Source organism: Mesorhizobium sp. (assembly GCF_005063415.1).
Taxonomy (GTDB): Bacteria; Pseudomonadota; Alphaproteobacteria; order Rhizobiales; family Rhizobiaceae; genus Mesorhizobium.
The window spans coordinates 1-12,271 of sequence record NZ_SUEG01000152.1 but is presented as its reverse complement, the minus strand read 5'-3'; the positions used below and the strand labels follow the sequence as shown (position 1 = coordinate 12,271).

The following is a 12,271-nucleotide window of genomic DNA, read 5'->3' as shown; positions in this document are numbered from 1 at the left end:
AACCAGGGCCAGGTGTGCTGTGCCGGCTCGCGCCTTCTGGTGCAGGAAGGCATCGCCGACGCCTTCATCGCCAAGGTCAAGACGCGGATGAGCCGGCTGCGCGTCGGCAGCCCGCTCGACAAAAACAGCGATATCGGCCCGCTGGTCGATTTGACGCAGCTCGATCGCGTCAAGGGCCTGATCGCCGAAGGCGCCAAGCAGGGAGCGATCTGCTGGCAGCCGGACTCGGCACTGCCCGCCTCGGGCTATTACCATCTGCCAACGCTGGCGACAGGTGTTTCGCCGGCTAACATTCTGGCACAGGAAGAGGTGTTCGGGCCGGTGCTCGCCACCATGACCTTCCGCAACACCGAGGAAGCGATCGACCTCGCCAACAACACACGCTATGGCCTGGCCGCTTCGGTGTGGAGCGAGAACATCAATCTTGCCCTGCACGTCGCGCCGCAACTGAAGGCCGGCGTCGTCTGGGTCAACGGCACCAATATGTTCGACGCTGCCTGCGGCTTCGGCGGCTATCGCGAGAGCGGCTTTGGCCGCGAAGGCGGGCGCGAGGGCATGTTCGAATATCTCACGGCAAAGCTGCCCCTCGGCCCGATCATCAAACCGGCAACGTCTTCGGCCCAACCTGTCGAGCAGCCGGAAAGCAACGCCATCGACCGCACGGCAAAGCTGTTCATCGGCGGCAAGCAGGTCCGGCCGGACGGCAATTATTCCCTTGCCGTCGCCACCGCCAAGGGCAAGCTTGCCGGCGAGGTCGGTCTCGGCAACCGCAAGGATATCCGTGACGCCGTCGCGGCCGCGCGTGCATGCAAGGCCTGGCCGGAGGCGACCGCCTACAACCGCAGCCAGGTGCTCTACTACCTGGCCGAAAACCTTTCCGGCCGCGCCGACGAGTTTGCCGCCCGTTTGACCCAGCTCACCGGCGCGACCGCCAAGGCGGCGCGCGAAGAGGTCGAGCTGTCGATCGAGCGCCTGTTCCTCTATGCCGGCTTGGCCGACAAATTCGAGGGCCGCGTCCACCAGCCGCCGGCCCGCGCCGTCACGCTGGCGCTGCATGAACCGGTCGGCGTCGTCGGTATCGTCGCGCCGGACAATGCGCCTTTGCTCGGCCTGATCTCGCTGGTTGCGCCGGCGCTCGCCATGGGCAACACCGTGGTCGCGGTACCATCCGAAAGATACCCGCTGCTTGCCACCGACCTCTACCAGGTCATCGAATATTCCGACGTTCCGGCGGGCGCCATCAATATCGTCACCGGCCGCAGCGCCGAACTCGCCGGCGTCCTGGCCAAGCATGACGATGTCGACGGGCTCTGGGTGTTCGCCGATGCCGAGACTTGCGCCAAGGCCGAGGCTGAGTCCATCGGCAATCTCAAACGCGTCTGGACCGGCAACGGCCACAGCCTCGACTGGGCATCGAACGAAGCAGCCGGCGATACCCTGCTGCGCCGTGCGATCGAGGTCAAGAACGTCTGGGTGCCCTACGGCGACTGAGTGTCCCGGAGGGATGTCCGGGCTTGACGGGCCAAAAGATGTTCTTTACCGAGAAAAAACATTTGGCCGGCAGGCGAATATCGAAACAGGCGGGATGGTAGTGCCCGCCTGGCACATTGCGCCCCTGCCTTGTGCCGGTAAAAAGCCGAACGATCACAGACGGGCGAGGAGAAAAGCATGGCGGATCTGACAGGCAAAATCATTGTCGTCACGGCGGCGGCGCAAGGCATCGGCCGGGCAAGTGCGCTGGCTTTCGCCAAGGCAGGCGCCGTCGTCCATGCCACCGACATCAACGAGGTGGTGCTCGCCGACCTCGGCAAGACGCCCGGTATCAAGACCCGCAAGCTGGATGTGCTGAACGACGAGGCGGTGAACGCCGCTTTTGCCGAGATCGGCGCCGTCGACGTGCTGTTCAACTGCGCCGGCTTCGTGCATTCCGGCTCGATCCTCGAGATGAAGGACGGCGATCTCGACTTTGCCTATGACCTCAATGTCCGCTCGATGATCCGCACCATCCGCGCCGTGCTGCCCGGCATGCTGGAGCGCGGCGACGGCTCGATCATCAACATGGCATCGCTGGCCAGTTCGACCAAGGGTGTGCCGAACCGCTTCGTCTATGGCCTGACCAAGGCAGCCGTCATCGGCCTGACCAAGTCGGTCGCCGCCGACTATGTCGGCAAGGGCGTACGCTGCAATGCGATCTGCCCAGGTACGGTCGAAAGCCCGTCCCTCCAGGACCGCATGCATGCGCAGGGCGACTACGACGCAGCCCGCGCCGCCTTCATCGCCCGCCAGCCGATGGGCCGCCTCGGCACGCCCGAGGAAATCGCCGACCTCGCCGTCTATCTCGCCGGTGCCACCTATACGTCGGGGCAGGCTTACAATATCGACGGTGGCTGGTCGATCTAAGCTCATCTCAAATCAAGGAGAGGAATTCTATGAAACTGCTGCGCTATGGCGAGGCGGGGAGCGAACGCCCCGGCCTGCTCGATGCCGATGGAACGATCCGCGACCTCTCCGCCCATGTCACCGACATTGCCGGCAAGGCACTTGACCCGGCATCGCTTGAGACATTGTCGAAGCTCGATCCGAAATCGCTGCCGGCGGTTTCCGGCAAGCCGCGGATCGGCGCCTGCGTCGCCGGCACCGGCAAATTCATCTGCATCGGCCTCAACTATTCCGACCACGCCGCCGAAACCGGCGCAACCGTGCCGCCGGAGCCGATCATCTTCATGAAGGCAAGCTCGGCCATTGTCGGGCCGAACGACGACGTGCTGATCCCGCGCGGCTCTGTCAAGACCGACTGGGAAGTTGAGCTCGGCGTGGTCATCGGCAAGACCGCAAAATATGTCACCGAGGCCGAGGCGCTGGACTATGTCGCCGGCTATTGCGTCGCGCATGACGTTTCCGAACGCGCCTTCCAGGCCGAGCGCCAGGGTCAGTGGACCAAGGGCAAGTCCTGCGACACGTTCGGGCCGATTGGCCCGTGGCTGGTGACCAAGGACGAGGTCAAGGACCCGCAGAACATCCCGATGTGGCTGACGGTCAACGGCAAGACGATGCAGAACGGCTCGACCAAGACCATGGTCTTCGGCGTCGCTTATCTCGTCTCCTATCTCAGCCAGTTCATGTCGCTGCACCCGGGCGACATCATCTCGACCGGCACGCCGCCCGGCGTCGGCCTCGGCATGAAGCCGCCGGTGTTCCTGAAGCCCGGCGATGTGGTCGAGCTCGGTATCGAAGGGCTAGGCATACAGAAGCAGACGTTCAAGGCGGATTTGTAAGCGGCGCTTTGCCTTCTCCCCTTGTGGAAGAAGGTGGATCGGCGCCTGCGCTACTTCAGCACCTTGCCATCGGCTCCAAACCGGTATGTCTTCGCCGGATCCGGCGTCGCGTAGAGCGTGGCTCCGGGTTCGGCGTTGTAGACGCCGAAAATACGCACGGTGATCAGGCCGGCCTTTTCGCAGTCGAGATAGAGGTTGGTGTCGGCGCCGAGATGCTCGGCATGGACGACCGTGCCTTTCCAGGCGCCGGATTTGGGATCGACAGTCAAATGTTCGGGACGGACGCCGATGGTCTTTGCCGTTTCGCCAAGCCTGGCACCGTCGACGAAATTCATCTTCGGTGAGCCGATGAAGCCGGCGACGAATTCATTTGCCGGCGAATTGTAAAGCTCCATCGGTCCGCCGATCTGCTCGATTTTGCCTGCATTCAGCACAACGATCTTGTCGGCCAGCGTCATCGCCTCGACCTGGTCGTGGGTGACATAGATCATCGTCGCCTTCAGCCGGCGGTGCAATTGCGCGATCTCCAGCCTGGTGTTGACGCGCAGTGCAGCATCGAGGTTCGACAACGGCTCGTCGAACAGAAAAAGCTTGGGCTCACGCACCACGGCGCGGCCGATGGCGACACGCTGGCGCTGGCCGCCGGACAATTCAGCCGGGCGCCTTTCGAGATAGGGCTCCAGCGACAGCATTGACGAGGCGATGCCGATGCGGCGGTCGATCTCGGCCGCCGGCGTGCCTGCCTGCTTGAGGCCGAGGCCCATATTGTTCTTCACCGTCAGATGCGGGTAAAGCGCATAGGTCTGGAACACCATGGCGATGCCGCGCTTGGCCGGCGGCGTTGCGGAGACGTCATGGCCGTCGATCACCACGCGGCCCGAGGTCGAGTCCTCCAGCCCGGCGATGACCCTCAGCAGCGTCGATTTCCCGCAGCCGGATGGACCGACGAAGACGACGAACTCGCCATCGGTCACCTCGAGGTTGATGCCCTTCAGCACCTCGACCGGCCCGAAGGCCTTTTTCACGTTCTCGATGTTCAGCGAGCCCACGGCTTAGTCCCTGTTCCAGAGTTTAATGGCGAGGCCGCTGCGCACGCTCTCGTCTGCGGCCAGGCAGACGGCGAGCGACTTCACCGCGTCGTCCATGTGGCGGGTCAAGTCCAGATCCTCGCGGATCGCCTTCAGCACAAACGCCTGTTCCAGGTCGCAGAGGTCCTGATGGCCGGGCTCGCCTTGCATTGACAGCATCTCGTCCGGTTTGGCGAACTTGCCGTCCGCTCCGGTTGCGGCACTGTGCAGGCGGATGGTCGAGGTCTTGGTGTGGGTGTCGATGTCGTCGGACCTGGCGCCCTCCTTCATGACGATCGACACGCAGCCATTGGGCGAGATCACGTCTTTCACGAAGAAAGCCGTCTCCGAAATCATCGGCCCCCAGCCGGCCTCGTACCAGCCGACCGAGCCGTCGTCGAACAGCACCTGTAGGTGCCCGTAATTGTACATCGACGGCGCGATCTCGTCGGTCAGCCGCAGCCCCATGCCACGCACCTCGACCGGCCTGGCGTCGGTGATCTGCAGCATCACGTCGAGATAATGCACCCCGCAATCGACGATCGGCGACGTCGTTTGCATCAGCTGCTTGTGCGTCTCCCAGGTATGTCCTGAGGATTGCTGGTTGAGGTTCATGCGGAACACGTAAGGGCCGCCGAGCTTCCGCGCCTCGGCAATCAGCCTGATCCAGGACGGGTGGTGGCGCAGGATATAGCCGATCACCAGTTTCTTGCCGTTGGCCTTGGCTGCTGCGACGACGCGTTCTGCATCGGCGACCGTCGTTGCCAGCGGCTTTTCGACGAAGACGTGGCAGCCGGCCTCGAATGCCCTGACCGCATAATCGGCATGGCTGTCGGAATAGGTGGCTATGCAAGCGACATCGGGCTTTTCATCGCGCAGCGCCTCGTCGAAGGAACGCCGGATGGCGTAGGTCGAAAGCCCTTCCGGCAGTTGCACATCCGAGCGGTTGACCAGCGCGGCGATCTGAAACCCCGGATTGGTGTGATAGGCCAGCGCATGGCTGCGCCCCATATTGCCGAGGCCGGCGACGACAACGCGAAGGGGTTGGTCCATTTCAGTTTGCCTTTTGTAGAGCGCGGGCTTTCAGGTCCATCCTAATACTCGATCCATACTCACTGGCGATCTGCAGAGCTGCCTTTTCGCTTTCACAACGTGCCAGAAGTCCGAACCCGTATCTATCGACACCCTCTTTGATCAGAGAAGACCTCCGGTCGTCCGGCAACGGACGATCCAGATCCAGCGCCTCGGTGAATGCCTTGGATTGCTCGCTAACCATCAGGGAGTTGACCCGCCAGATGATATGACAGTTGTATTCCTTCGGCCGACGCTCGATCCCGAACCGAGTCAGCCAGACAGCTGCATTGAGATAGAACTGCGGTCCCCAGGAAGACTTCTGAAGGTTGAGCACGCAGACCGTTTCCGGCCATTCCCGATAATAGTTGGTAGCGCGCACGCCTCGAAATCCATAGCGGCTTGCCGTCTCGGCAAGGCTCTGGACAACAATGTCCCGACCCTCACTCACTTGACCGCTCCCGAGGTGATGCCGCGGATCAGCTGCCGCGAGAAGATGACGTAGAGGATCAGCACCGGCATGATCGCCAGCGAAAGTGCGGCCAGAATGGCATTCCAGTTGGTGACAAACTGGCCGAGGAACAGTTGTGCGCCCAGCGTCACCGTCTTGGTCTCCTCCGACGGCGCCAGGATCAGCGGGAACCACAGATCGTTCCAGATCGGGATCATGGTGAAGACCGCGACCGTCGCCATCGATGGCCGCACAAGCGGCAGCACCAGCCGGAAAAAGATGGTGTATTCGGACAGGCCATCGATCCTGCCCGCATTCTTCAGATCGTCGGAGACCTGCTTCATGAATTCCGACAGGATGAAGACGGCCAGCGGCAGGCCCTGCGCCGTGTAGACCAGGATCAGCGCCGTCAGCGTGTTGACCAGTCCGCTCGCCACCATCAACTGCAGGATGGCGACGGTGCCGAGGCGGATCGGGATCATAATGCCGAGCGCCAGGTAAAGCCCCATCAGCGAATTGCCGCGAAAGCGGTATTCCGACAGTGCGAAGGCAGCCATGGCGCCGAACAAAAGCACGAAGAACAGCGAGGCGACGGTGACGACAAGGCTGTTCTGGAAATAATGGATGAAGTCGCCCTGGCCGATCACCGTGGTGTAGCCGATCAGGTCGAAGGTCCCCGGCGTCGGCGGTGTCAGCGGCGCGCCGAAGATGCCGGCACGTGATTTGAACGAATTCATGATCACGAGGATCACCGGAAACAGCGCGATCGCCGTGTAGGTCAACAGGATCGCATGCGCACCGATGGTGCGGGGCAGCGAGCGGGTTGCGGTGCTCATGGTCGCGCTCCCCTAAAACTGGTAGCGACGCAAGCGCGTCTGCACGAGGAACAGATAGACGCAGACGCCGCCGAGGATGATCAGGAACATCATCGTGGCGATCGCCGCGCCCATGTTGGGATCTCCGACCTGCAGCTGGAAGCCGAAGAAGGCGCGGTAGAGGAAGGTGCCGAGAATATCCGTTGAATAATTCGGCCCGGCCAGCGCGCCTTGCGCGGTGTATATCAGGTCGAAAGCATTGAAATTGCCGACGAAGGTCAGGATCGAGATGATGCCGATCGACGGCAGGATCAGCGGCAGCTTGATCTTCCAGAACTGCGCCATCCCGGTGATCCCATCGCATTCGGCCGCTTCGATCACCTCTTCGGGAATGGACAGCAGTGCGGCGTAGATCAGCATCATCGGGATGCCGACGAACTGCCACACCGAGATCAGGCTGAGCGCGGTCAGCGCATATTGCGCCTTGCCGAGCCAGGGCGTGAACAGGCTTTTCAGGCCGACAAGGTCCATCATATGCGGCGCCACGCCCCATAGCGGCGACAGGATCAGCTTCCAGGCAAAGCCGACGATGACGAACGACAGAATCGTCGGCACGAAGATCGCCGTGCGGTAGAAGGCGGAAAACCGCAGCCTGGGGCTGGACAGAAGTGCCGCCAAAAGGACGCCGATCGGGTTCTGCACCAGCATGTGGATGATAAAGAACCAGACATTGTTCCTGAGCGCGTTCCAGAAATTGACCGACCAGTTGGGATCGCCGAACAGCATGCGGAAGTTTTCCAGTCCGACGAACACCTGCGACTGATTGATGTTGCGGAACAAGGAAAGCTGCAGCGTGCCGGCCAGCGGCAGGATCATGATCGCCGTATAGACCAGCAACGCCGGCGCCAGGAAAACGCCGATATGCCAGCGGAACGGTCTTTTCGGTGCTGCGGCCATGCGTTCGGTCCCCGCCGATCAGGTCTTGCTATTGCCGTCAAAGGGCACGGCGCCTCCCTCCCCCACGAGGGGAGGGTGCCTCGCGAAGCGAGGCGGGTGGGGCCGCGGCCTGCCTCGACCGACCCCCTCTGTCGCCTTCGGCGACATCTCCCCCTCGAGGGGGGAGACAACGCTTCGCCGCGCTCTTACTTCGCCGGCTTGTACCAGCTGTCGAGGCCGTCCTGCAGCTTCTTGGCGGCCGCTTCCGGCGTGTCGGTGCCGTTGATGACGTTGGCCGATTCAACCCACGTCTCGTTTTCGAGGTTCGGCGTGCCGCGCGACAGGATCTGGTAGGTCGAGCGGATCGTCGACTTGCACTTACCGCGCCAGGAGACGAATTCCTGGGCCAGCGGGTCTTCCATCTTCACCGGGGTGTTGTTCAGGCTGAAGAAGCCTGGCAGCGCGTTGGCGTAGATGGTGGCGAAGTCCGGCGAGGCCACCCAGGACAGGAAGGTCTTGGCCGCATCCGCATTCTTCGAGGCCGCATTGAGGCCCATGCCGATATCGGTGTGGTCGGAGATGTAGCAGGTGTCGCCGGCCTTCTGCACCGGCGGCGGGAAGGCGCCCATCTTGAACTGCGCCTGCGTGTTGAACAGGCCGATCTCCCACGAGCCGGCCGGGTAGATGGCGGCGCGGCCGAGCGTGAACAGGTTCTGGCTGTCCGGATAGGTCTGCGCCTCGAAGCCGTCGCCGAGATAGTCCTTCCACTTGGCCAGTTCCTTGAATGGCTCGACCCACTGCGGATCGGTGAGCTTCTGCTCGCCCTTGATCAGCGCCAGGCGGCCTTCCTCGCCCTTCCAGTAGTTCGGTCCGATGTTCTGGTAGCCCATGGTCGCGGCTTCCCAGAGATCCTTGGTGCCCATCGCCATCGGGATGTAGGTGCCGTCGGCCTTGATCTTGTCGAGCGCGGCGAAGAACTCCTCATTGGTCGTCGGCACTTTGATGCCGAGCTTGTCGAAGGCGTCCTTGTTGTAGATGAAGCCATGGATGACCGAGGCCATCGGCACGCAGAAGCTCACCTTGCCGTCGTCGGTCTGCCAGGCCGCCTTGGCCACTGGCGAGAAGTTCTCCATGCCGGGCAGGGTCGAGATATCGGCAAGATTGCCCTTCTTGAACAGTTCCAGCGATTTGTCGAACGGGCGGCAGGTGATCAGGTCGCCGGCCGAGCCGGCGGCGAGCTTGGCGCCCAGCGCCGCGTCATATTCGGTTGGCGCCGACGGCGCGAACACCACCTTGATGCCCGGGTTCTTGGCTTCAAAGGCCGGGATCAGCTTGTCCTTCCAGATGGCAAGGTCGTCGCCGCGCCAGCTTTCGATGTTGAGCGTTACGTCGTCGGCATAAGCCACCCCGGCGGAGCCGAGAATGCTGGTGCCGAGAAGAAGTGCCGTCAGTAGCTTCGTTGTCATGCTCAGTCTCCCTGTTGACCTTTTTCAGGTTCGGTTTTGATGAGAACAGAGGCATTGCGCCCCTTGCTCCCCTCGATCGCGGAAAGGGCTGGCCGCAGCCTGTGGCCGGTCCCTTCCAATATCTTCTCGGCCGCATCGGCGCTGGCGGCGCCGGCGGCGAGCAGAATGGCGGTTTTGACGACGCCGCCGCTCCTTTCGAGCAGGCGCGCCGCCTCGTCCTTGTCGCGCCCGCTGACGGCGGCAACGATGCGTGCGGCGCGGTCGCGCAGCTTGATGTTGTCGGCCATCAGGTTGACCATGTAGCCGTCGTGGACATGGCCGAGATGGATAGCGGCGAGCGTCGACAGCATGTTAAGCGCGATCTTCTGGGCGGTGCCTGCGCCCATGCGCGTCGAGCCGGCGATCAGCTCCGGCGGCGTTTCGAGCAGGATGGCGATGTCGGCCAGCCGCAGCAGCGGCGCATCCCGGTTGTTGGCGATGGCAATGGTCGCCGCGCCGCGGCGCCTGGCGTCCTCGATCGCCCTGACAGCATAAGGTGTCGAGCCACTGGCCGAGACGGCGATCAGGCAGTCGCCCTTGCCTATGTCGGCGGCAGCAACCGCTGCCGAAGCTTCCTCGGTGTCGTCCTCCGGCCCGCCGGCCAGTGTCTTGAAGGCCTCCTCGCCGCCGGCGATCAGGATGGCGATACGGTCGCGCTGGATGCCGAAAGTGCCCGGCAGCTCAAGCGCATCGGCCAATGCCATCAGGCCCGAGCTGCCGGCAGCCGCATAGGCGAGCTTGCCACCGCTTTTCAGTCTGCTTGCGATGATTTCGGCTGCCGCGGCAATGGCGGGAATGGCGCCGTGCACTGCATTGGCAGCCTCGATCTGTGCGTTGGCCAAGGAGGAAAGGACGGCTTCCGGGGCCTGGATATCCAGTCCCTCGGCATTCTGGTGAAGCGCTTCGGTGCGCGTTTCGGCCATCCGCTTTCCTCCAATCCAGAAAACCATACCAAAAAAATACCACTTGTCCACACGCATTAATGAAATCCTTGCGGCGGTGCAGGCTTGCGGACGAAATCGGCTGATTTTCCAACAAACTACGCCTTAACTTTTTTGAAACGGAAATTAATCCTTGGCTATTGGTATTTTATTGGTATTATCCGCCCGGAGGAGAAATCGCGTGGAATTCGTGCTCGGCATCGATGGCGGCGGCACCAGCTGCAGGGCGGCCCTTGCAACGGCCGACGGCAGCGTCCTCGGCCGCGCCAAAAGCGGCGCCGCCAACATCCGAACCGATCTCACTGGCGCCAGGACAAACATCGTCGACGCAGCGCAGCAGGCCTTTGTCGCTGCGGGCAGAGATCCCGCACTGATCCCGCAAACTCCGGCCGTTCTCGGCCTTGCCGGCGCCAATGTCGGCACCTACAGGCAGCAGCTTGAAGCGATCCTGCCGTTCCGCATCAGCCGTGTCGAGACCGACGCGGAGATCGCGCTGGAAGGCGCGGTCGGCTCCGGCGACGGCGCTATGGCCATCCTCGGCACCGGCACCGCCTATATGGCGCGCAAGCAAGGCAAGTCGCGCGCCATCGGCGGCTGGGGGTTCCAGGTCGGTGACCAGGGCAGCGGCGCCCGTATCGGCCGCGACCTGCTCGAGCAGACGCTGCTCGCCTATGACGGCATCCGCCAGGGATCGCCGTTGACGCAGGCCATGCTCGCCATCTTCCGCAACAATCCCGAGGATGTGGTCGAATTCACTACCAACGCCAAGCCCGGCGACTTCGGCGGCTTCGCGCCCAAGGTGTTCGAACATGCCGAAAAAGGCGACGCCGTCGCTATCTGGATCCTCGACAAGGCGGTCGCCGATGTCGAGGCAGCACTTGGCGTGCTCGACCTCGGTGGCGACGATCCGCTCTGTTTGCTCGGCGGGTTGGCGCCGCTTTACGCGCCGCGCCTGTCGGCCCGCTACCGGGCGCTGCTGAAACCGCCGCTCGACGACGCGCTGGGCGGCGCGGTTCAGATGGCCGTTCGGATTTTTGCGAACACGGCGGAGGCAGCGCGATGAGCGAGGCCGCCGACCAGATATTCGCGGCGCTGAGACAATCGTCGCAGAGCGGCGCACCGCTCTATCTGCAGCTGAGAAAAAGCATCGAGGATGCGGTCAAACGCGGGCTGATCGGACCGGGCGATGCGTTGCCTTCCGAGCGCGACATCGCCAGCAAGGCCGATATTTCGCGCGTCACCGTGCGCAAGGCGGTGCAGGACCTGGTCAAGGGCGGTATCCTCGTCCAGCGCCATGGTTCCGGCACCTTCGTTGCGCCGCGCATGGAGCGCGTCGAGCAGTCGCTGTCGATGCTGACCTCGTTTACCGAAGACATGGCGCGGCGCGGCATGGCGGTGCGTTCGGCCTGGCTCGACCGCGGCCTCTATCCGCCGTCGCCCGACGAGATGATGGTGCTCGGCCTGGCGTCGAACGAATTGGTGGCGCGCGTCGCGCGCCTTCGCATCGCCAACGACACGCCGCTGGCGATCGAGCGCGCCTCGCTATCGACAAGCGTGCTGCCCGATCCGGCGGCGATTGGTTCGTCGCTCTACGCGGCGCTGGAAAAGACCGGCAACAGGCCGGTGCGGGCGGTGCAGCGCATTTCGGCCACCAATCTCGGCGATGGCGACGCACATCTGCTGGAAGTGCCGCCGGGCATTGCCGGCCTGCATATCGAGCGTATCTCCTATCTGGCGAGCGGCAAGGTGATCGAGTTCACCCGCTCCATCTACAGAGGCGACGCCTATGATTTTGTCGCCGAACTCCGGCTGAGCGGGCCGGGCGAAGAGGGCCGGCCATGACCGCAACAACGACCCATATGCGGCGCGAGATCGAGGAGATCCCGGAGGCCACCGCCCGCCTGCTCGACGGCTCGGCCGCGGTGCTGACGGAAGCCGGACGCGGCATTCGCGAGCGCGACCCGAATTTCGTCGTCACCGTGGCGCGCGGCTCGTCCGACCATGCCGCGACCTTCATGAAATATGCCGTGGAGCTGACCGCCGGGCTGGCGGTTGCATCGGTCGGCCCGTCGATCGCCTCGATCTATGGCGCCAAGCTGAAGCTGGGCGGCTCGGCCTGCCTGGCCATCTCGCAGTCCGGCAAGAGCCCGGACATCGTCGCAATGGCGCAAGCGGCGCGGGCCGGCGGATCGCTGACCGTCGCCATCACC

General features: G+C 63.4%; 13 protein-coding genes. 6 read left to right on the top strand and 7 right to left on the bottom strand.

The genetic code is table 11. The features are described from left to right. The 3 genes from E5W70_RS26800 to E5W70_RS26790 form a co-directional block, all read left to right on the top strand. On the top strand, positions 1 to 1,491 hold a 1,491-nt coding region (locus E5W70_RS26800; protein WP_292664145.1), incomplete at its 5' end, for an aldehyde dehydrogenase family protein. Positions 1,492 to 1,668: 177 nt separating this feature from the next. Continuing rightward, entirely contained in the window at positions 1,669 to 2,400 is a 732-nt protein-coding gene (locus tag E5W70_RS26795; RefSeq protein ID WP_292664143.1) for an SDR family oxidoreductase, read from the top strand. 29 nt (positions 2,401 to 2,429) lie between these two features. Next, on the top strand, positions 2,430 to 3,275 hold the full coding sequence (locus tag E5W70_RS26790) for a fumarylacetoacetate hydrolase family protein (protein WP_292664141.1): 846 nt from the start codon (positions 2,430 to 2,432) through the stop codon (positions 3,273 to 3,275). A 50-nt stretch (positions 3,276 to 3,325) separates the two neighbouring features. Here the strand turns inward: E5W70_RS26790 and E5W70_RS26785 are convergent, their stop codons facing one another. The 7 genes from E5W70_RS26785 to E5W70_RS26755 all read right to left on the bottom strand — a co-directional run bounded on the left by E5W70_RS26785 (position 3,326) and on the right by E5W70_RS26755 (position 10,043). Further along, the gene (locus tag E5W70_RS26785; RefSeq protein ID WP_292664139.1) at positions 3,326 to 4,324 is read right to left on the bottom strand and encodes an ABC transporter ATP-binding protein; all 999 of its coding nucleotides are present in this window, start codon (positions 4,322 to 4,324) and stop codon (positions 3,326 to 3,328) included. Positions 4,325 to 4,327: 3 nt separating this feature from the next. Beyond that, a complete protein-coding gene (locus E5W70_RS26780) occupies positions 4,328 to 5,395 on the bottom strand; it encodes a Gfo/Idh/MocA family oxidoreductase (protein ID WP_292664137.1) in 1,068 nt (355 codons plus the stop codon). 1 nt (position 5,396) lies between these two features. Beyond that, on the bottom strand, positions 5,397 to 5,864 hold the full coding sequence (locus E5W70_RS26775) for a DUF4304 domain-containing protein (RefSeq protein WP_292664135.1): 468 nt from the start codon (positions 5,862 to 5,864) through the stop codon (positions 5,397 to 5,399). After that, a complete protein-coding gene (locus E5W70_RS26770) occupies positions 5,861 to 6,700 on the bottom strand; it encodes a carbohydrate ABC transporter permease (RefSeq protein ID WP_023718923.1) in 840 nt (279 codons plus the stop codon). Before E5W70_RS26770 ends, E5W70_RS26775 begins: the two co-directional genes overlap by 4 nt. Positions 6,701 to 6,712: 12 nt before the next feature. Beyond that, positions 6,713 to 7,636 (bottom strand): sugar ABC transporter permease, encoded by a 924-nt coding sequence (locus E5W70_RS26765; protein ID WP_023718922.1) that lies wholly within the window; start codon positions 7,634 to 7,636, stop codon positions 6,713 to 6,715. A gap of 185 nt (positions 7,637 to 7,821) precedes the next feature. Then, entirely contained in the window at positions 7,822 to 9,081 is a 1,260-nt protein-coding gene (locus E5W70_RS26760) for an ABC transporter substrate-binding protein (protein WP_292664132.1), read from the bottom strand. Positions 9,082 to 9,083: 2 nt separating this feature from the next. Then, positions 9,084 to 10,043 (bottom strand): N-acetylmuramic acid 6-phosphate etherase, encoded by a 960-nt coding sequence (locus E5W70_RS26755; protein WP_292664129.1) that lies wholly within the window; start codon positions 10,041 to 10,043, stop codon positions 9,084 to 9,086. Between the two features lie 199 nt (positions 10,044 to 10,242). Here E5W70_RS26755 and E5W70_RS26750 point away from each other — a divergent pair, with 199 nt between their 5' ends. From E5W70_RS26750 to E5W70_RS26740, 3 genes are all read left to right on the top strand, one after another. Further along, positions 10,243 to 11,124, top strand: coding sequence for an N-acetylglucosamine kinase (locus E5W70_RS26750; protein WP_292664126.1), 882 nt, complete (start codon positions 10,243 to 10,245; stop codon positions 11,122 to 11,124). After that, positions 11,121 to 11,903 carry a GntR family transcriptional regulator gene (locus E5W70_RS26745; RefSeq protein WP_292664124.1) on the top strand — a complete coding sequence of 261 codons (783 nt, stop codon included), beginning with the start codon at positions 11,121 to 11,123 and terminating at the stop codon, positions 11,901 to 11,903. The genes E5W70_RS26750 and E5W70_RS26745 overlap by 4 nt, the downstream gene beginning before the upstream one ends. Then, positions 11,900 to 12,271, top strand: a 372-nt coding sequence (locus E5W70_RS26740) for an SIS domain-containing protein (RefSeq protein ID WP_292664122.1), incomplete at its 3' end; no start/stop codon positions are given. The genes E5W70_RS26745 and E5W70_RS26740, both read left to right, overlap by 4 nt.